The following is a 20594-nucleotide window of genomic DNA, read 5'->3' as shown; positions in this document are numbered from 1 at the left end:
GAGGAATGACGGGAAGCACGATATCTTGCCTGCGGCCGCGCCGATCGTAAGACGGCCGGGCCGCGCCGGAGTGCCTGTGATGTGCCCTGTGAATCCGATGGCAAAATGCACCGCGACGGAAAAAGCGCTGCCTCTCAAACGCAGCCCGATCACCCCGTCGCAGAGTGCGGACAAGTGCACGGCGCGCCAGAACTCATGCTTGTAGATGTTCTTTTGCGAACAAACAGTGTGCAGATCATGATGAGGAAAAAGGATGTATCAAGATGAGCAAAACAGTCGTGAAAGTAGAGCCGATTACAAGGGCAAGATTAAGCGTGACCGATGGCGGGCGGCGCGAAGACTTCACATATCGCAGCGCTGCCCGCCATTGATCGGCAACGTCGAGGGGGTTCATCGCAAGACAGAAGGATGTTGCCAGAGAGACAATACCCGCCAGCAAAGCCGATCCCGCAGGCGTGTAGTCATGCGCGCGGACTTGCCATTCACAGCTAAAAATCGTTCCGCCCCTATCATATGAGAAGTGTCAGCCAATGCAGCTGGCCGTAATTTCCCATCGATTCAGATCGACTTGCGCACTCGTGCGGGGCGGCGGCGGAACGAGGGGACGATATGGTGGACGAGAAAGTTACCTGGGCAAAGGGTCAAAGCATCGCGGGCGGAAGGCAGCCACAAGTGAGGCTGGCCTGGGTTGCGACTCTGCTGGGATCAACCGCGCTGGTCGCATGCCCGGACACAGCGCTGGCCGACTGCGTCAACACTGGCGGGTCGAACTACGAATGCTCGGGCGCGGAGACGGTGACGCAAGGTGTCTCCGATACCAATCCCACTATCACAGTTACGCCGGATTTCAGTGTGGACACGCCTGATCCGATCGCATTCGGGGTCGCCGGAATTGGCACGATCTATTTTCAAGGGGGCGACGCCAATCTTAGGGGAAGAAATCACGGTATTTCCGCCTATCTGGGAGGAGATGACGGCGGAGTACCCGGTAGCCTGGTCCTGCTCACGTCCGGCGATCTCTCCGGAGGATTGACCGGCCTTGATGCGGTAAACAATTCTTCTGGTCCGACCGCCATCTCCACCGATGGCTTTGTGGAAGGTGGCGATCGCGGCGTTCAAATCATTAATGGCATCGACACCTCAGGTCTGTCGCTCTACACGCACGGAGTTACGGGCGGCAACATCGGTATCAATGCTCAAAATCTCGGTGGGGGCTCGGTCTCCGTTTCCACCCAGGGGCAGGTCACAGGTACAAACTGGTACGGTATCGCCGCCTTGAATAATCCAATGGGCTTCAACGCCGACGGCGGATTGATCGCCACCACGGGAAGCCAGCCCGTCAATCCGCCAACCGATGTGATCGTGCGGGCCTCCGGGGGCGTTACGGGCGGACTGACGGGCCTGCTGGCGCTGAACGGAGGCACGGGTGTGTTGCAGGTGGACACGCTCGGAGGCGCGGTTACTGGCGAGGCTCATGACGGTATTGTCGCGTTGAATACGAAATTCGTTTTTACCCCAACCGATATGTGGGTAACGACAGATGCTGTAAGCGGCGCGCGTCACGGCATTGTCGCAATGAACGCCGGCAGCGGCAGCAACAATGTCGCGGCATATGGCGCCGTCGTGGGTGGCACGGGTTACGGTATTGCGGCTGCCAACGGCGGTTTCTCTGTATTCTCAGCTGTCAATGATGGCTATGTTCTGCCTTCTGGCGCAGCGGGCACGGATCTGACAATCGAGGCGATCGATGTCAGCGGCGGTACCGTTGGGATCGGCGCGAACAACATAGGTACAGGCGCGACCTCCGTTACGGCCACCGGTAATGTCGAAGCTGGCGATACAGGCATCTATGTTTTTAACGCCGCTACGGCGACGCATCTAATTGTCAACGCAGCCGACGTCAGCGGTGGACTCACCGGGATCAATGCCCGCAACTGGGGTACCGGCGCGACGGTGATCTCGGCAACCGGGATCGTCGAGGGCGGCATTTATGGCCGTAACGAAGCCAGTGCGATTGCTCTTGTCATCGACGCGAACGAAGTCAATAGCACGGAGACCGGCATCGAGGCTTGGAACGATGGGACTGGAAACACCTCGATCACCGCTACGGGTGTTCTGACAGGCGGATCGCAAGCGGGAGTGCTGGTCAATAATGGCGCAACCGCCGGCGACCTCTCGGTAGCGGTGACCGATGTTATCGGCGGCCGCTACGGGATCGGGGTGGSCAATGGCAGCGCAGGTGCTGCGCCAGGTGACACGACCGTCGTCGCGACCGGCACCGTCAGCGGCGAAGCCTACGGCATTCTCGCGATCAATGGCGATGTCAGCAACGCCGCAATCGGAATGTTGGTCCCGGAAGTTTCCGGCGGGGACGATCTCTTGGGTGGGAACGATCTGAGGATCGAGGCCAACAATGTCAGCGGCGGCGAACTCGGCATCGCCACCGTGAACGGCGGCACCGGCGCCACCAGCATTTATGTTGCTGATGCGGTCGAGGGGAACCTTGGCGGTATTCTTGCGGAAAACGGCGGCTCCGCCACCGACCTTACCATTATCGCGGGTGATGTCAGTGGAAACATCGGCATCGGGGGCTGGAACGACGGCACCGGCGCCACCTCGATCACGGCCACTGGCACAGTCCTTGGTGGTGCGGCCGGCATTTATGCGTTTAACGGCGACCTCACCACCGACCTCACAATCTACGCGGTTGATGTCAGCGGCGGCGAAATCGGCATTGCTGCCTTGAACAGCGGCACGGGTGAGACAGCCATCCATGCCGTCGGCTCGGTGGATGGCCCCATCGGCGCGTTCAATGAGGAGAATGCGACGAATCTGGTCATCGAAGCCGCGGATGTGTCCCAGAGCATTACCGCTGGAAACTTCGGCACCGGCGCCACTTCGATTACGGCCACCGGCCCTGTCCAGGGGGGTATTTTCGCTGAGAACTACAAGCAGGCGACTGATATCACAATCAGCGTGGCTGAAGTCAGCATTGGCATCGGTACCGGAAACTTTGGCACCGGTGCCACCTCGATCACAGCCACCGGCCCCGTCCATGGCGGTATTCTTGCACGGAACGGAGAGCAGGCAACCGATATCACGATCAACGCGACCGATGTCAGCGGCGGAACCGTGGGTATCTTTGGCGCCAACGAGGGGACTGGTGCCACCTCGATTACGGCCATCGCGGTGGTCGAGGGCAGTTTTGCCGGCATTGCGGCCTATAATGCGGCGACGGCAACCGACCTCACAATCAACGCATACGATGTCAGCGGCGACACATATGGCATCTATGCCGCCAACATGAGCGCTGGCGCCACGACGATCAAGACCACGGGGACCGTGACCGGTCCGAGCGCAATTGTCGCCAGCGGCAACACGATCGACCTGACCAATAACGGCGTGATCGTCGGCCTGATCTCGCTGGATAGCGCGACCACGACATTCACCAACAATGGTGTGTGGAACGGTGCCGGCGGGGAGAGTCTGTTCACTGGTGGAGCGAGCACGCTTGTCAGCAATGGCATGGTACTTGGCGGGACCAATGCAAGCCTCGCCGAAGCGACCACCTGGTCCGGGCTCGGGCAATTCACGACGCATGGCACGGTGATGCTGGCCGATGGTGACGCCGGTGACGTGTTGACGACCACGGGCAATGCCGAGTTTGCGGCCGGCTCAGCGCTTTCGGTGGATGTGGGCGGTGCGGGTGGAACCGATCGTTTCGTGTCGGCCGGTACCGTCGTCCTTGACGGGACAAGTCTGAACGTCAACAGCGCTGGCGCGCTCAGCTATGGGACTCGTTACACCGTCCTGACGGCGGACGGCGGGCTGACAGGCACGTTCGACACCATAACCGGCCTGCCCGGACCGACGGCCTTCCTTGCCGTGGAAGAAGGCTACGACGCCAACACTGCCTGGCTCGAAACGATCAAGTATCGCAATTTCGCCGATGCCGGCGCGACCCCGAACCAGATTGCCACCGGCCAGGGACTGGACACCATTGCACCCGGCAGCGCCCTGTTCACGGCCGTGGCGAACCTGCCGACGGATGCGGAGGCGCAATTTGCCTTCGACCAGCTTTCGGGGGAGATTCATGCGTCCGCGCAGACGGCCTTGATCGAGGACAGCCGGTTCGTGCGCAATGCCGCAAATGACCGCATCCGCGCGGCCTTTGGCGATGTCGGGGCTTCGGTGACTCCGGTTCTGGCCTATGGCCCGGGCGACACGCCCATTGCGGTCTCCGCCGATCATGCAGGCCCCGTATTCTGGAGCCATGGTTTCGGCTCATGGGGCTCGACGGACAGCGACGGCAACGCGGCGGGTCTCGACCGCTCTACCGGCGGCCTGTTGATCGGCGCCGATACACTGGTGGGCGACTGGCGTCTTGGTCTTCTGGCCGGCTATAGCCGCTCGAGCTTCGATGTTGATGACCGTGCCTCATCGGGGTCGAGCAATAACTACCATCTCGGCCTGTACGGCGGCACGCAGTGGGGCAATCTCGCCTTCCGCACCGGCGCGGCCTATACATGGCACGATATCGACACCAACCGCACGGCGGCTTTCCCCGGCTTTGCCGATAGCCTTTCTGCCGACTACAGTGCCGGCACCTTCCAGGCCTTCGGGGAACTCGGCTACGGCATCGAGCTGGGCGCGACCCGCTTCGAGCCCTTCGCCAATCTTGCCCATGTCAGCCTGCGCACCGACAGCTTTACCGAACAGGGCGGCCCGGCAGCGCTATCGGCAGACGGCGGCACGACTGCCGTGACCTTCACCACGCTCGGCCTGCGGGCAGAGCACACCATGGCGCTCGGCACGGTCAATGCCACCCTGCGCGGCATGATCGGCTGGCGCCATGCCTTTGGTGACCTGACACCCGAAAGCGTGAATGCCTTCGCGGGTGGCGATGCCTTCACCATTGCCGGCGCGCCGATTGCCCAGGACAGCGCCGTCATCGAGGCCGGTCTTGATTTCAACCTGACGCCCGAAGCGACCTTCGGCCTCTCCTATACCGGCCAGATCGCCTCCGACGCCTATGATCACGGCTTCAGGGCAAACCTCTCCGTGAGGTTCTGATGCGTATCTGCGAGCAGCGGGAGCAGGTACATGCTTAAGGGCCAGTCTACCGATAAATCCGCAAAGCCGATGCCCCTCTTTGGTGTTGAGCGAGTCGAGCCGGTTGACGCGAGGGCGTTGCAGGATCAGGTCGCAGCGGCCGCCGCCTCCATCCGCTCAGTACTCGATGCGGAACAGGGCAAGGATGACGCTCCCCTCAACCTTGGGATCGCCACGGCGCTTTACGGCGTGTGGGTCAAGGATGGCCGGGAAAGCCGGTACACCACCAACATACAGACCTTCGGGCAGCTCGAAGCGGTCATTGGCGACTATCACCAGCAAGGCTTTGCGCCGATAGACCTGATGGGCTCGGGCCGATTGTTCGAACCGTGGACGGTGCTGGTAGCCCCCAGGCCCTCCGCCTATTACTGGATGTCGACGAGTAGCGCCGACGATTTCCGCAGCAAGGACATGGAGCTGTTCGCGGCGGGGTTCCGGATCGTCTCCTTCAATCGGCGGCATGGACAGTTCAATGCCACCTGGCACGGCGATCGCGGCGGAACCCAATGGGTCCGCTGGGATATGAGCTATCTCGACTTGCTGGGCTGGGACGCGCATTTTCGCTCGCAGAACCTGCGCATTGCGGCCATCGATCGCTACGGCGAAGGCGGAGCACTCTATGCCGCCGTATGGCAGCCAGGCGATGGAGAGCAGATCATCGAGGCGGCCGGTGGACAGAACGTCTATTTCGGCCAGCCGGCACATCTGAATGTCTACCGTTATCGCGAGCAGGGCCTGCATGTCCGGGCCATGGGCCATAACGGCTATCCGGCCGTCGTCTTCCGGCCCACGGATAGCCAGGAAGCGCCGGATTGGTTCGCGACATCGGCATCCGGTTTCAGGGAGAACGATGACTGGATGCAGGCGCGGGGTTTTCGTCTCGATATGGTGAGCCACGTATCATGGCAGTTCGGCTAGCTTCTATCGTCGGAGGCGTGGCGATGCGGCGGTTGACCATTGCCCTCGCCCTGCTTCTCGCCGGGGTGGCGGGCGCCGGTATCTCGCAAGGGCAGGACGGAGCACCGCTCCTTCCAGGCGGTGCGTCATCCTTGCAGGAAACCTATGGGGACTGGCGTGTCGCCTGTGTGGTGCGCGAGACCGAAAGGCTGTGCAGCCTGTCCCAGCAACACAGTCAGCAGAACGGCCAGCGCGTCCTCTCCATCGAGATCGTTCCATCGGCAGAGAATGCGGCCAACGGCACTCTCGTTCTGCCGTTCGGGCTTCTTCTTTCGGCGGGCGTGACGCTGACTGTCGATGATCAACCGATCGGCAGCGCCTTGCCGTTCTCGACCTGCCTGCCGGCCGGCTGCCTTGTGCCGCTGGCGCTGGATAGCCAGACGATCGAACGGGCGAACGCGGGAAGCAGGCTCACCATCGGCGCGACCGCAAGCAGTACCGGCGCACCCCTATCGTTCACTCTGTCCCTCGAAGGCTTTGCGGCGGCTCTGATCAGAACGCGGGAACTATTGCAGTAGAATCGGGATGACGTTGCGCTATCGAACGCTGTTCATCAAAATGCCCCAAATACTGGTGGGCAGGAGGGGCAATGTCCGACGATGAAACCCTGATCGATCGCATCTACGAGGCCGCATTCGTGCCCGAACAGTGGCAGGCCGTGCTTGATGACCTGTCTGCAAGATCGGGGTCGGCGGCAGGGCAACTCATGGTCTTCAATGATATTGTTCCCATGCAGTTCAGAGCCACCGATCTGACCACGCCGGTCATGGAGGAGTTTCGGCGCGGCGCCTGGCGGGATTCTGGCGAGCGTATCACCTACTTCTTCAGGCAGCCCTGCTATGGTTTTGTCCTTGCCCATGAATATTACCCCCACGAGGTGCGAGAGGATGCAAGCCGCCGCCTGATGCTGGAGAAAGGCTTCGATTCCCAGCTTGGAACGCTCATACCAATGCCGAGTGGTGACCTTGCTGTCTTTGCCTTCGAACGCTGGCGTGATCTTGGCGTGCATGAGGCTTCGGCCATCAGCTATATGAACACGGTTTATCCGCATCTTGCCCGGGCGGCGCTGGTGGCAAGCCGGCTTGGACTGGAACGGGCTCAAAGCGCAGTATCGACGCTTGAGGCCCTGGGCGTGCCGGCGGCGGCGATGACCCGCACTGGTAAGGTCATGGCGGTCAACGAGTTGTTCGCGACCGTTGGAGAAACGATCCTCCCGATCGCCTTCGGCGGGTTGGCCATCGCCTCCGCTCCTGCCAACAAACTGTTTCAGGAGGCCATCGCACACGCTCTGACGAGCACGGATGGAGCTGTCCGGTCAATCCCGGTTCCGGCGCGCGACGATCAACCGCCCCGGATCGTTCACGTCCTGCCCTTGTTTCGGGATGCACGGGACACCTTGTTCGGCGCCGAGATCCTCGTTGCGATCACGAACATGCGACCGGGCAATCTCGTGCCGTCCTCACCCATATTGATGGGTCTGTTCGACCTCACGCCTTCTGAGGCTCGCCTCGCGATGGCCTTGGCGTCGGGTAAATCCCTACGGCAAGCTGCATCCGAGATGGGCCTGAGTTTTGGGTCCGCGCGCACCTATCTGGCGCATATCTTTGCCAAGACCGGAACCAACCAGCAGAGCCAGCTCGTCTCCCTGCTCAAATCGTCACAACCGATTATGCTTCCAGAACCGTCTGTTGACTGAGCTGACCAGCCCGTTCTCGGATAACGTCTTAAGGAGGACTACGGAGGGCGATAGCGAAGACGTAGTGATCATCACTATCGGTCGCGGCCCGCCACTTTCAAGTCGCGAACCTGCCCCGAGGCCCCGATGTGGGGCTTTTTTTCTTTTTCTCTCAAAGGGATTTGGTGGGTGGGTCCGCCCTGCGGAGACCGGCGTTACGGCTGATACTGGTCTCTGAACGGCCTGCGCCTGCCCGTGATCAAGGCAGCGATGGTCCGCAAGCTCAACGAGCGGATGGCCGTCGACGAGAGATCGGGATTCGGGGCTCGAGCTTTTCGATCAGCGTCACGCCCGGCAACCCCTCGAAATGCGCATCGCAGGTGATCAGGGTGGCGTCCTGCGAGCGAGCGGTGGCGAAGACGATGGCGTCAGCCGTGGCAAGCTTGTGCACACGGCAGGCCTCGACCGCTGCCAGCGCGATCTCGGTGTCGAGCGGCACGACCTGGCAGAGCTGGGTGAAGGCGATCACCTGATCGGCCTTGTCCTCGCTCACCTCGCGGGTGAGCCATTTCGTCAGCTCGAGTTGCACCATGGTCGGCACCAGCCAGTCGGATTGCTCGGGCAGATGCGCAGTCACCGCCTCGCCGGTCGGCGAACCGATCAGCCATTCGATCCAGGCGGACGTGTCGACGAGACGCATCAGATGCGGTCCGATCGATCCCGGTAATCAGTCGCGGACGCACCTTTCGCGATCCCGGCCAGCGCCTCGCGCTTCGGCACCGGTACGAGCAGCACTCCCGTTCCCTTGGGGATGAAAGCAAAGGTCAGCCCGGCTTCCCAGCGCTGGGCCCTGCGGATCGCCTTGGGGATCGAGATCTGGAACTTCGCAGACAGGGTGGCGGTCTCGGGCATGTTCCTACCTTCGATTTATCGATGCGAAAAACGTAAGACAAACGCACATCGTTATCAAGGACGCTCCGACAGATGAACCAGGAACGCGCCTCCGTCTGCCTTGTCGTCGCCTCCGAGGCCAACGAGAAGAGGATGAAGAACTGGTTTGCCGGCCCCTCCGGCTGGCCCTCGGTCTATCCCCGTCGGCCGTTCACGAGGTCGCTGATTATGTCGAAGCGGCCCTGCAGGCGCATCTTGTAGACCTGGTAGTTCTCCATGACGCGCTGGACATAATTGCGCGTTTCGGTGAAGGGGATGCGCTCGATCCAGTCGATCACCGTGTTGATATCCTTGCCGCGCGGGTCGCCATAGCGCTCAATCCATTCCCGGGCGCGCCGGGGGCCTGCATTGTAGCCGGCGAAGGTGAGAATATAGGAGCCGTCGAAGCGGCCGAGTTGCTCGCCCAGATAGGCCGCGCCCAAAGCAGCATTGTAGGCCGCGTCGTTCGTCAGGCGGCTTTGCGAATAGGGCAGGCCGACCACGCGGGCCATGTCCTTTGCCGTGCCCGGCAGCAGTTGCAGAAGGCCGCGCGCCCCGGCGCCGGAGACGGCGGCGACATTGAACTCGCTTTCCTGCCGCGCGATCGCATAGGCGAGCGCCTTGCCGGAACCGGAAATGTCGGCCGAACTCGGAATGACCCCGACGGGATGCGCCAGCGCGCCGATATTGAGGCCGCGGCTGGCCGCTATTTTCCCGACCCGAAGGGCGAGATAGTGATTGCCTCGCTTTTCGGCCATGACGGCCAGCATTGCCAGTTCGCCTGCGCTGGTCAGTTCCTGCGCCAGGTCGCGATAGAGTACATCGGCCCGGGAGGCATAACCGGCCTCCTCCAGCCGACGGATCGCCCTGACGGCCTCGCGTGAATTGAAGGCCTGGCGGTCTATGGGCGTCGGATCCGGATAGGCCGCCGCAATGATGTTACGGCCGAGCTTGGCCGCCGCGACCTGCCCGTAAAAGGCGGTGCCGTAATTGGCCGCCCGCTCATAATAGCTGCGCGAATTACCCGGCCCGCCGGCTTCCGCAGCCCGTCCCAGCCAATAATAGGCGCGCGAAAGCGAGATCGGGCCGTCGGCGATCTCCGCGATGCGCGCGAAGTGGCGCGCAGCCGTATTCGGATCACTCAGCCCGCGAAGCGCATACCAGCCGGCGTGAAACTCGGCATCGGCGATGGTGGCCGGGCGCCCGCCTTTATGGGCCGCTGCGACCCGGTAAGCGGACTTGACATCGCCGGTGTCGAGCAATTCGCGCGAAAGCACGCGGCGCTCCGCCCACCATGCGTCCGGGTCGATGGTCTTGTCCGGTTCGCTCGGCGCTTCGAGCATGGCCTTGGCGGCGGCCGCGAATTTCTCGGCCCGGCGCAGATAACGTGCCTTGGCGAAATAGTAGCCAGCCAGACGCTGCGACTGCGGCACGGCGTCGAGCAGCTTGCCGGCATTGGATTCCTTGCGGATCACGGCCGCCCAGGCTTTGGTCAGTGCCTCGCCGCCGGCCAGGCCGGCGACACGCTCGGCCGAGCGGATGCGATCTTCATAAAGCATGCGCTGCATGCGGTATCTGTGATCGGCGGCTGAAATGATGCCGCCGAATTCGCGCAGGATCGCCACTTCCTGTTTCGCTTCGAGCTTTTCATTGCGCCAGAAAGGCGACAGAACAGCGCGGGCGGCGTCCCTGTTGCTGAGGGCCACATATGCGCGGGCAAGGATGACTGCGCCTTCATAGGTCTGCGGCGCGGTGCTGCCGAAGGCGGCAACCACGGTACGGGCGGGCGGGTTTTCCCGGTACAGCGCCTTTTCACTGTTGGAGCGCAGCGTTGCCATGCCGGGCCAACCCTGCAGGTCGCGCGCGGCCTGGGCGATCTCGCTGCTGGGCACGGCCTCCCCACCCGAAAGCGCAATCGCCCAGGCCATGATATGGCGGTCGAGCGAGCGCGCAGGCAGACTGTCGCGGATCTTTCGGGCACTTGCCGTATTGCCTGCCGACAGGGCGTCGAGGCCCTTCTTCAGCAGGCGCATGTCTCCCGGATCGGCCGCTGTTTCGATGATATCGGGAGCGTGCCGCGCGATCGACGCCGTCGTCGCTTCGTTGTCGACGGGAGCGTAGGGGCGGGCGAGAGGAATCGGGCCGTTCGAAGGCAGTTCGAAAGCCGCCGCCCCGGAAATCATCGGGACTGTGAGGATAAGACCGGCAAGTAAAGCCCTTGTTGGCATTGTCGGGTAAGTTCCTGTCGAAACGCGAAACAAGTTGAAGGGTCGCGCCAGGGTAATCCACGGGCGGTGAAGAGCCGGTAAACGAAAGGTTATCCTTCTGGATCGAATTTTACGGACCCCTTCACGCCTCGAAAAACGTCCCACATCCCATTCTTGCAGGCTTTTGGCGGCAAGACTATGGTGCACCGCCTCGCTATGGGCTAGAAACCGTCGCGGGCCGGCTTTTGCCGTTCTTTTTATTTATTCATCCGGAGTTCGACGAAAATGTTCAGAGGGTCTTTCACTGCGCTCGTGACGCCGTTCCAGAAGGACGGAAGTCTCGACGAGAAAGCCTTCCGGTCGCTCGTCGAATGGCAGATCGCGGAAGGAACCAACGGTCTGGTGCCGGTGGGCACCACCGGGGAATCACCCACGCTCACCCATGAGGAGCACCGGGAGGTCATCCGGATTTGCGTTGAGGTGGCTACGGGAAGGGTCCCCGTCATAGCCGGGGCCGGCTCCAACAACACCGCCGAGGCCATCAGCCTCGTGCAATATGCCGAAAAGGCGGGCGCCGATGCCGCCCTTGTGGTCACGCCATACTATAACAAGCCGTCGCAACGGGGCCTCTATGCCCATTTCGCTGCGATCGCCAAGGCGACGAGCCTGCCCATCATCATCTACAATATCCCGCCGCGCTCGGTGATCGACATGACCCCGGAAACGATGGGCCGGCTGGTGAACGACTTCAAGAATATCGCCGGCGTGAAGGATGCGACGGGCAAGATCGAGCGCGTTTCCGAGCAACGCATCACCTGCGGCAAGGATTTCATCCAGCTTTCGGGCGAGGATGCATCGGCTCTCGGCTTCAACGCGCATGGCGGGGTCGGGGCAATATCGGTGACGTCCAACGTCGCCCCTCGTCTCTGTTCCGAATTTCAGCAGGCCTCGCTTGCAGGAGACAGGGAGAGGGCGATCGAGTTGCAGGACCGCCTGATGCCATTGCACAAGGCCCTGTTCATCGAGCCTGGCGTTTCGGGAACCAAATATGCGCTTTCCCGTCTCGGCAGGATCGAAAACATCGTCCGCTCGCCGCTGGTCGAGGTGGAAGCATCCACTGCCGAGAAGATCGATGCGGCCATGATCCATGCCGGACTGATGAACTGACGGCGGCCATTCCTTCGCGGGTTGCTGGCCGGTACAGGCGGCGCCGCACGGGCTTTGTGTTGCGAAGACCCGTAAATATCCATATTTCCTGCTTCCTCTTTCCGACGGGATGCGCTGCATCCTTTTCGATCAGATTGACAGTTTCCGATCCTCAGCATGGCGAAAGACAAGAATCCGAATATCAAGACCGTGGCGGAGAACCGGAAGGCGCGGTTTGCCTACGAGATCGTCGATACATACGAGGCGGGACTGGTGCTGACCGGTACCGAGGTCAAGTCGCTGCGCGAGGGACATGCGAACATCCAGGAATCATACGCCGCCGTGGAGGGCGGCGAGATCTGGCTGATCAACTCCTATCTGCCTGAATATCTGCAGGGCAACCGGTTCAACCATGAGCCGCGCCGTCGCCGCAAGCTACTGCTCAACAAGCGCGAGATGGCAAGGCTGGCGCAGGCGGTGGAGCGCGAAGGCATGACCATGGTGCCGCTGAAGATCTATTTCAACGAGCGGGGCCGGGCCAAGCTGCTGCTCGCCATTGCTCGCGGCAAGAAGCTGCACGACAAGCGCCAGACCGAGAAGCAGCGCGATTGGGAGCGGGAGAAGGGGCGGCTTTTGAAGGAGCGCGGCTGAATAGGTTCGGGAAGATTTTCCAGGGACAGGCGAATCGCGATCAATTCTCTCGCTATTCGCTCAAAAATTCCTTCACCCCACGAAACACTTGTCGGAACATCTCCTCCGTCAGCTTCCCGGTATTCGTGTTATAGCGCGAGCAGTGATAGCTCGGGAAAAGCGTAACCGCTTCTGCTTCCAGCCGGGCGCCATGGATGAAGGGCAGGGCGGCGACGCGCATTCTGAGCGCCCGCACCGTCGACTGATGGGCGATCATCCCGAGCGTCACGATCGCCTTGAGATTGGGGAACCGCTCGATGGTCGGAACAAAGAAGTGCTGGCGGCAGGTGGCAATCTCGGCGCCGACCGGCTTGTTTTCCGGCGGCACGCAGCGGACCGCATTGGTGATCGCAGTCCCGATCAGTTCCAGCCCGTCATCCGGGAGGGCTTCATAGTCTCCGCGCGCGAAGCCGAAGCGGACAAGCGTGTCATAAAGCAGATTGCCGGCGTAATCGCCCGTGAAGGGTCTGCCGGTCCTGTTCGCGCCGCGAAGGCCGGGCGCGAGCCCCACGATGAGGAGCTCGACGGCTTCTTCGCCTTCAGGCGGCAGGAAAGTGGGCACCGGAGCGTTGTACCAGCCGGGTTCCCTGGCGCGCCATTCGGCGATGAAGTTGTGAAGGCGAGGGCAAAGAGGGCAGTCGCGCGGCGGCTCTGCCGGCCGCAAGGCTGGCGCGTGCATCAGTAAGTATCGTCCTCCTCGTCGAATTCCGGTTTGTCGGAACGGCGGGTGGGGGGACGTTCGGACGGATCACGGCCAACTTCCGCTTTTAGCGAGGCGAGGTCGATGAAATTGTCCGCCTGCCTTCGAAGGTCGTCCGATATCATCGGAGGCTGCGACTGGATCGTGGACACGACACTGACCTTGCGGCCCTTGCGCTGGAGCGCTTCCACCAGGGTGCGGAAGTCTCCGTCGCCGGAAAAGACCACATAGTGATCGACCACATCGACCAGTTCCAGTGCGTCGATGGCCAGTTCGATATCCATATTGCCCTTGATCTTCCGGCGGCCGGTGGAATCGGTGAATTCCTTCGCGGGCTTGGTAACGACCTTGTAGCCGTTATAGTCGAGCCAGTCGATCAATGGCCGGATCGAGGAATATTCCTGATCCTCCGCCAGCGCGGTATAGTAATAGGCGCGCAGGAGATAGCCGCGCTTCTGAAAGCTTGCCAGCAACTTCCGGTAGTCGATGTCGAAACCAAGGGCTCTGGACGTCGCGTAAAGATTGGCGCCGTCTATAAACAGGGCTATTTTCTCGCGTGGATCGAACATTTCAAAAATTCCTTCTAGGCAATATTCTAGCGCAACAGGACCCTCATGGCATCGCGAATAATCGCGCGAATGTTACCTGCCGTAATATGACATAGAGCTGGGCCAATCCGTTCCAAGGGGGCATGGTCAGATGACGGAAATAGTGATCATTGAGTAAAAATTTCCATTCTTCTGCCATATAAGGATGTAACGAGAAAGCTTGTAAATTGCGGATATGCGCGCTATGCACCGCGCAAACTTCTCCAAGAAATCCATGCATGAAAGGGGCAATGAATGGCCCGCGTCACTGTTGAAGATTGCATTGACAAGGTCGAGAACCGGTTCGAACTGGTCCTGCTGGCCAGCCACCGTGCGCGCCTGATCTCGCAAGGCAGCCAGATCACGGTCGATCGCGACAACGACAAGAACCCTGTCGTTGCCCTTCGCGAGATTGCCGACGAGACCCTCTCGCCGGGCGATCTCAAGGAGGATCTGATCCACTCCCTGCAGAAACATGTCGAGGTCGATGAGCCCGAACCCGAGGCTCCGGCGCTTGCCGATCAGGCCAGCGCCATCGAGGCCGAAGACGACAGCCCGGACGAGCCGATTGCTTTCGACCGTATGAGCGAGGAAGAACTGCTTGCCGGCATCGAGGGTCTCGTTCCGCCGGAAAAGAGCGACGATTTCTGATCAAAATCTGTTGGCCGGCGCACTTTCGTCTCTGCCGGTTCACAACTATTTATAACATGCGCCGCATCCTGGATGCGGCGCATGTTCTGTTTGGAAGCGCTATACTGATTTTGATGCCGGCCAGTATCTTTGGGAATGTCGCGCCATGATGCGTCAATATGAGCTTGTCGAGCGTGTGCAGCGCTACAAGCCGGACGTCAACGAGGCGCTTCTCAACAAGGCCTATGTCTATGCCATGCAGAAGCATGGTCATCAGCGTCGCGCCTCGGGTGACCCTTACTTTTCCCATCCGCTCGAGGTTGCCGCGATCCTCACCGAGATGCATCTCGACGAGGCGACGATCGCGGTCGCTCTGCTGCATGACACCATTGAGGACACGACGGCGACACGTCAGGAGATTGACGAGCTTTTCGGTGCTGACATCGGCCAGCTCGTCGAAGGCCTGACCAAGCTGAAGAAGCTCGACCTCGTTTCCAAAAAGGCGGAGCAGGCGGAGAACCTGCGCAAGCTGTTGCTCGCCATCTCCCAGGATGTCCGCGTGCTTCTCGTCAAGCTGGCTGACCGGCTGCACAATATGCGCACCTTGCACCATGTGCCCGAGCACAAGCGCTTGCGCATTGCCGAAGAGACGATGGACATCTATGCGCCGCTGGCAGGTCGCATGGGCATGCAGGACATGCGCGAGGAACTTGAGGAACTCGCCTTCCGCTATATCAATCCGGAAGCCTATCGCACGGTCACCGAGAGGCTTGCCGACGTATTCGAGCGCAATCGCGGTGTCATCAGCGAGATCGAAAGCGCGCTTTCCAGCCTGTTCGAGAAATACGCCATCAAGGCCAAGGTGAAGAGCCGGCAGAAAAAGCCCTGGTCGGTCTTCCGCAAGATGGAGACAAAGGCGCTCTCCTTCGAGCAGCTTTCCGATATCTTTGGCTTTAGGGTCATTGTCGATACAGTCGAGGATTGCTACCGGGCGCTCTGCGCCATCCACACAACATGGTCGATGGTGCCGGGCCGCTTCAAGGACTACATCTCGACCCCGAAGCAGAACGACTACCGGTCTATCCACACCACCATCGTCGGCCCGTCGCGCCAGCGCGTGGAACTGCAGATACGCACCCACGAGATGGACAGCATAGCCGAATACGGTGTTGCCGCTCATTCCATCTACAAGGACAATGGCGGCAAGGCACCGAACGGCTCCCATCACCAGATTTCAAGGGACACCAACGCCTATTCCTGGCTGAGACGCACCATAGAGGCGCTGTCGGAAGGCGATAATCCGGAGGATTTCCTCGAAAACACCAAACTCGAGCTCTTCCAGGACCAGGTCTTCTGTTTCACACCCAAGGGCAGGCTGATCGCCTTGCCACGCGGCGCCACGCCGATCGACTTCGCCTATGCCGTCCATACGGAAGTCGGCGACACCTGCGTCGGCGCCAAGGTCAATGGCCGCATAATGCCGCTGATGACTGAACTGAAGAATGGCGACGAGGTGGAGATCATCCGCTCCAAGGCGCAAGTGCCGCCGGCCGCATGGGAAACGATGGTGGTCACCGGCAAGGCGCGCTCTGCCATTCGCCGTGCGACGCGCAATGCCATCCGCAAGCAGTATTCAGGTCTTGGCGCCCGCATTCTGGAGCGTGCCTTCGAGCGTGCCGGCAAGACTTTCACCAGGGATCTGCTCAAGCCGATCCTGCATCGGCTGGSGCGCAAGGATATAGAGGATGTGCTGGCTGCTGTCGGCCGGGGAGAACTTTCCTCGCAGGACATCATCCGCGCCGTCTATCCGGACTACAAGGATGAGCGTGTCACGCAGATGCCGAAGGCGCGTGAGGAGGGCTGGTTCAACCTGCGTAACGCGGCCGGCATGCTGTTCCAGATTCCGGGACGTTCCTCCTCACGCAAGGAGAAGCGCCAGGGGAAGGGGGCTTCGCAGGAAGCGCGCGCTGCGCTGCCCATCCGTGGGGTGAGCGGCGACCTGCCGGTGAAGTTTGCACCCGAAGGCGCGGTTCCGGGGGACCGCATTGTCGGCATCATTCAGCCCGGCTCGGGCATCACGATCTATCCCATACAGTCGCCCGCCCTGACGGCCTTCGATGATCAGCCGGAACGATGGATCGATGTGCGCTGGGACATCGACGAGCATATGAAGGAGCGGTTCCCCGCCCGCGTCTCCGTGACGGCGATCAACGAGCCGGGCTCGCTGGCCGAGATCACCGGCGTGATCGCTTCAAATGATGCCAATATCCACACGCTTTCCATGACACGCACGGCGCCCGACTTCACCGAAATGGTATTCGACCTCGAAGTGTGGGACCTGAAGCATCTGAACCGGCTGATCTCGCAGCTCAAGGAAGTCTCGAGCGTCAGCGGAGCCCATCGTGTCAATGGCTGATTGTCTTGCGGTTTTCGATCGCTATATCGATCAGGGTTGCAATATGAGGTCGGATATCGTCCGACCGTGGTGCGTCTGATGCTGTTTCGACGTCGAAAGCCGGCTGGTATGCGGGAAAGGGTCAGAACGTTTGTCTGGCCCCGCCGGTCGATCAAGCGCTCTGTCCAGTATTACACGAAGCGCATTCTGCGCCTGTCGGCGACGCCCCATGCGATTGCTGTTGGAGCTGCCGCCGGGGTCTTTGCCTCCTTCACGCCCTTTCTCGGCTTTCACCTCCTCATCGCGATCGCCCTGTCCTGGCTTCTTTCCGGAAATATCGTGGCCTCCACTCTGGCGACCTTTGTCGGCAATCCGCTGACATATCCTTTCATCTGGGCCATGACGCTGGAGACAGGAAGATTTCTGCTCTATGGCAGCCGGCCGTCGGAAACGGTCGAATTGCAACTCGGCGGGGCGCTGACGCATCTGGAATTCACCGAGCTTTGGCAGCCTCTTTTGAAGCCCATGACGATCGGGTGCATTCCCCTGGGCATTCTCTTCGGCCTTGTCGCCTATGCCCTCACGCGCCGCGCGGCGATCGCCTTCCGGAAGGAACGGCGCAGGCGGCTTGCCGAAAGGGCCAGGCGAAAGGCATCCGCACAGACCTTCTCTGCCAAGACGGTGGCTGGTTGATGATTATAGGTATAGGCAGCGATCTCATAGATATTCGCCGTGTCGCCAGGACGTTGGAGCGATATGGCGAGCGCTTCACAATGCGCGTGTTCACTGAGGTGGAACGTGCCAAATCGGACCGCCGCAAGGAGCGCGCCGCCTCCTATGCGAAACGCTTCGCGGCCAAGGAAGCCTGTGCCAAGGCCCTTGGCACCGGTCTTTCCCGGGGCGTTTTCTGGCGCGACATGGGCGTGGTGAACCTGCCCGGCGGCAAGCCGACCATGCAACTCACGCGCGGTGCCGCAACCCGGCTCGAAAGCATGGTGCCAGCCGGACACAAGCCGCTCGTCCATCTGACCATCACGGACGACTATCCGCTGGCCCAGGCGTTCGTGATCATCGAAGCGGTTCCGGTTGACTAACCATGTGCGACCGCGTGAGCACATTGCCCCGACGGCCATGAGCCGGTAAGACGAACCCGACAGACATTCGAGGAAGAGATGAGCGTGTCGGAAAAATCGCAGAAGAAATCCGGCGGACTTGGCGAAACGGTAAGTGTGATCGTCCAGGCGCTGCTTTTGGCGCTCGTTATCCGCACTTTCCTGTTTCAGCCTTTTTCCATCCCGTCGGGTTCCATGCGTCCGACGCTGCTGGAGGGCGACTATCTCTTCGTGACGAAATGGGCCTATGGCTATTCGCGCTACTCGCTGCCTTTCGGGCCGCCGATTTTTTCCGGCCGCATTTGGGCCAGCGAGCCGGAGCGTGGCGATGTCGTGGTCTTCAAGTTCCCGCCCAATCCGTCGCTGGACTACATCAAGCGCGTGATCGGTCTGCCGGGCGACCGCGTCCAGATCCGCGACGGCCAGCTTTTCATCAACGATGAGGCGGTTTCGCGCGAGAAGGTCGGACAGATCGACAATCCCGACATTACGGAGGTAGACCGTCCCGTCGATGTCTATCGCGAGACGCTGCCGAATGGTGTCTCCTACGATACGCTCGACCTGACGCCGAATTCGATCGGTGACAATACCCGCGAGTTCGTCGTCCCCGAGGGGCATTATTTCATGATGGGCGACAATCGCGACAATTCGGCCGACAGCCGCTTCTCCGTCGGCTTCGTACCGGCGGAGAATCTTGTCGGCCGCGCCAACATCATCTTCTTCTCCATCGGCGGGGGTGCAAGCCCGCTGGAAATCTGGAAATGGCCGTCCGAGCTCCGCCCGGGACGGCTCTTCAATGCTCTGAACTAACTTGGATGTCGAGGAAGCGTCTGAAGGGAAAGGAACTCGCCGAAGCGTTCGAACAGCGCACCGGCCAGAGCTTTCGCGACATTTCGCTCCTCGACCGGGCACTGACCCATGCAAGCGCCCGCGAAGTTGCCGGATTCGACTATCAAAGGCTCGAATTTCTGGGCGACCGGGTGTTGGGTCTCGTCATCTCCGAAATGCTTTTCAAGGCCTACCCGGAAGCGCCGGAAGGTGAGCTTTCAGTACGGCTGAACGCCCTCGTGAATGCGGAGACGCTCGCCGCCATAGCCGATGAGATCAATCTTGCCGACCTGATCCAGGCCGGCAGAGAACTCAGATCCGTGACCGGCCGCAAGCGCGTCAATCTGCGGGCAGACATCATGGAGGCGCTGATAGCCGCCATCTATCTGGAAGGCGGACTGGAGGCGGCACGCAACTTCGTCCACCGCTATTGGATGCCGCGCTCGCAGGCCGAAGGTGCTGCAAGACGCGATCCCAAGACGGAATTGCAGGAATGGGCGCATCAGGTTGCCGGGGCAGCTCCCACTTATTCGATGGATGCGCGCGAGGGGCCGGACCACGATCCGCTGTTCACAATCAGCGTCCATGTGAAGGGTCACGCATCTGCCATCGGGCAAGGGCGTTCAAAGCGGGAAGCGGAGCAGGCTGCCGCCACTGCCATGCTCATCCGTGAAGGGGTTTGGCAGGGGCCGGAGAAAGTGTCGTGAGCGCAGCGCAGGAAGGCGAACGTCCCACCGGTTCGGGCTTTGTCGCCCTGATCGGCGCCACCAATGCGGGCAAGTCCACCCTCCTGAATCGTCTTGTCGGCGCCAAGGTGTCGATTGTCACCCACAAGGTCCAGACGACACGAGCCATGGTTCGCGGCATCGCCACCCATGATAATGCGCAGATCGTCTTCCTCGACACGCCCGGCATCTTCCGTCCGCGCCGCAGGCTAGACAAGGCCATGGTGGCTACCGCCTGGGGGGGCGCGAAGGACGCCGATATTGTCGCCCTGCTGGTCGATGCCGAACGGGGGCTGAAAGGCGACACACAGGCCATCCTCGACAATCTTGCGGATATCCGTCAGCCGAAGCTGCTCATCCTGAACAAGATCGACCGCGTGAAGCCGGAAAAGCTGCTGGCGCTCGCAGCCGAGGCCAATGAACGTGCCGGCTTCGAGCGCACCTTCATGATCTCGGCACTGACCGGCTCGGGCTGCGACGACCTGCTCGACTATCTGGCCAAGGCCTTGCCGGAAGGGCCGTGGTACTATCCCGAAGATCAGATTTCAGATCTGCCCATGCGGCAGCTTGCGGCGGAAATCACACGCGAGAAGATCTTCCTGCGCCTGCATCAGGAGCTTCCCTATGCCATTCATGTCGAGACGGAGAAATGGGAGGAGCTCAAGAACGGCTCCGTGCGCATCGAGCAGGTGATCTACGTCGAGCGCGAGAGCCAGAAGAAGATCGTGCTTGGCCATAAGGGCGAGACGATCCGCGCCATAGGGCAGGCGGCCCGCGCCGAGATCGCGGAAATCCTAGAGCAGCCCGTGCACCTCTTCCTCTTCGTCAAGGTGCGCGGCAATTGGGGCGATGATCCCGAGCGATACCGGGAAATGGGGCTTGAGTTTCCGCAGTAAGCGG

Annotated in this window: 18 protein-coding genes; 13 read left to right on the top strand and 5 right to left on the bottom strand. The window is 61.1% G+C overall.

All coding sequences use genetic code 11. The features are described 5' to 3' along the window. Window positions 1-612: 612 nt before the first annotated feature. The 4 genes from L598_RS21775 (at window position 613) to L598_RS12270 (ending at window position 7765) form a co-directional block, all read left to right on the top strand. Window positions 613-5073: an autotransporter domain-containing protein gene (locus tag L598_RS21775; RefSeq protein WP_246658732.1), complete on the top strand. Its 4461-nt coding sequence runs from the start codon at window positions 613-615 to the stop codon at window positions 5071-5073. Between the two features lie 30 nt (window positions 5074-5103). Continuing rightward, window positions 5104-6030: a hypothetical protein gene (locus L598_RS12280; RefSeq protein WP_186445024.1), complete on the top strand. Its 927-nt coding sequence runs from the start codon at window positions 5104-5106 to the stop codon at window positions 6028-6030. Next, window positions 6015-6587: an invasion associated locus B family protein gene (locus L598_RS12275; RefSeq protein ID WP_144862814.1), complete on the top strand. Its 573-nt coding sequence runs from the start codon at window positions 6015-6017 to the stop codon at window positions 6585-6587. Before L598_RS12280 ends, L598_RS12275 begins: the two co-directional genes overlap by 16 nt. A gap of 71 nt (window positions 6588-6658) precedes the next feature. Continuing rightward, window positions 6659-7765, top strand: a complete 1107-nt coding sequence (locus L598_RS12270) for a helix-turn-helix transcriptional regulator (protein WP_144862813.1) — start codon at window positions 6659-6661, stop codon at window positions 7763-7765. Between the two features lie 262 nt (window positions 7766-8027). On the opposite strand, the gene L598_RS12265 is transcribed toward L598_RS12270, so the two are convergent. The 3 genes from L598_RS12265 to L598_RS12255 all read right to left on the bottom strand — a co-directional run bounded on the left by L598_RS12265 (window position 8028) and on the right by L598_RS12255 (window position 10902). Next, entirely contained in the window at window positions 8028-8444 is a 417-nt protein-coding gene (locus L598_RS12265) for a type II toxin-antitoxin system VapC family toxin (protein WP_144862812.1), read from the bottom strand. Beyond that, window positions 8444-8656: an AbrB/MazE/SpoVT family DNA-binding domain-containing protein gene (locus L598_RS12260; RefSeq protein WP_144862811.1), complete on the bottom strand. Its 213-nt coding sequence runs from the start codon at window positions 8654-8656 to the stop codon at window positions 8444-8446. The genes L598_RS12265 and L598_RS12260 overlap by 1 nt, the downstream gene beginning before the upstream one ends. Before the next feature lie 173 nt (window positions 8657-8829). Next, window positions 8830-10902, bottom strand: a complete 2073-nt coding sequence (locus L598_RS12255; protein WP_144862810.1) for a lytic transglycosylase domain-containing protein — start codon at window positions 10900-10902, stop codon at window positions 8830-8832. Window positions 10903-11166: 264 nt separating this feature from the next. On the opposite strand from L598_RS12255, the gene dapA reads away from it, so the two are divergent. Together dapA and smpB are read left to right on the top strand one after the other, a co-directional pair. Next, entirely contained in the window at window positions 11167-12048 is an 882-nt protein-coding gene (dapA, locus tag L598_RS12250) for a 4-hydroxy-tetrahydrodipicolinate synthase (RefSeq protein WP_144862809.1), read from the top strand. A 156-nt stretch (window positions 12049-12204) separates the two neighbouring features. Continuing rightward, window positions 12205-12678: an SsrA-binding protein SmpB gene (gene smpB / locus L598_RS12245; RefSeq protein WP_144862808.1), complete on the top strand. Its 474-nt coding sequence runs from the start codon at window positions 12205-12207 to the stop codon at window positions 12676-12678. 52 nt (window positions 12679-12730) lie between these two features. On the opposite strand, the gene L598_RS12240 is transcribed toward smpB, so the two are convergent. Together L598_RS12240 and L598_RS12235 are read right to left on the bottom strand one after the other, a co-directional pair. Beyond that, window positions 12731-13396, bottom strand: coding sequence for a uracil-DNA glycosylase (locus L598_RS12240; RefSeq protein ID WP_144862807.1), 666 nt, complete (start codon window positions 13394-13396; stop codon window positions 12731-12733). After that, entirely contained in the window at window positions 13396-13986 is a 591-nt protein-coding gene (locus tag L598_RS12235; RefSeq protein ID WP_144862806.1) for an NYN domain-containing protein, read from the bottom strand. Before L598_RS12235 ends, L598_RS12240 begins: the two co-directional genes overlap by 1 nt. 273 nt (window positions 13987-14259) lie before the next feature. Between L598_RS12235 and rpoZ the strand changes: the two genes are divergently transcribed. The 7 genes from rpoZ to era all read left to right on the top strand — a co-directional run bounded on the left by rpoZ (window position 14260) and on the right by era (window position 20590). Beyond that, a complete protein-coding gene (gene rpoZ, locus L598_RS12230; RefSeq protein WP_144862805.1) occupies window positions 14260-14655 on the top strand; it encodes a DNA-directed RNA polymerase subunit omega in 396 nt (131 codons plus the stop codon). A gap of 145 nt (window positions 14656-14800) precedes the next feature. Next, a complete protein-coding gene (locus tag L598_RS12225; protein ID WP_144862804.1) occupies window positions 14801-17050 on the top strand; it encodes a bifunctional (p)ppGpp synthetase/guanosine-3',5'-bis(diphosphate) 3'-pyrophosphohydrolase in 2250 nt (749 codons plus the stop codon). Between the two features lie 78 nt (window positions 17051-17128). After that, a complete protein-coding gene (locus tag L598_RS12220; protein ID WP_144862803.1) occupies window positions 17129-17722 on the top strand; it encodes a DUF2062 domain-containing protein in 594 nt (197 codons plus the stop codon). Beyond that, window positions 17722-18123, top strand: a complete 402-nt coding sequence (acpS, locus tag L598_RS12215; protein ID WP_144862802.1) for a holo-ACP synthase — start codon at window positions 17722-17724, stop codon at window positions 18121-18123. The genes L598_RS12220 and acpS overlap by 1 nt, the downstream gene beginning before the upstream one ends. 78 nt (window positions 18124-18201) lie before the next feature. After that, window positions 18202-18951, top strand: coding sequence for a signal peptidase I (gene lepB / locus L598_RS12210; protein WP_144862801.1), 750 nt, complete (start codon window positions 18202-18204; stop codon window positions 18949-18951). Between the two features lie 5 nt (window positions 18952-18956). Continuing rightward, a complete protein-coding gene (rnc, locus tag L598_RS12205; protein WP_144862800.1) occupies window positions 18957-19676 on the top strand; it encodes a ribonuclease III in 720 nt (239 codons plus the stop codon). Further along, window positions 19673-20590, top strand: coding sequence for a GTPase Era (gene era / locus L598_RS12200; protein WP_144862799.1), 918 nt, complete (start codon window positions 19673-19675; stop codon window positions 20588-20590). Before rnc ends, era begins: the two co-directional genes overlap by 4 nt. The last annotated feature ends 4 nt before the right edge of the window (window positions 20591-20594 follow it).

This window comes from Mesorhizobium sp. J18, assembly GCF_007829525.1.
Taxonomy (GTDB): Bacteria; Pseudomonadota; Alphaproteobacteria; order Rhizobiales; family Rhizobiaceae; genus VLJP01.
The sequence above is the reverse complement of the archived record's forward strand: the minus strand, read 5'-3'. Positions and strand labels throughout refer to the sequence as shown.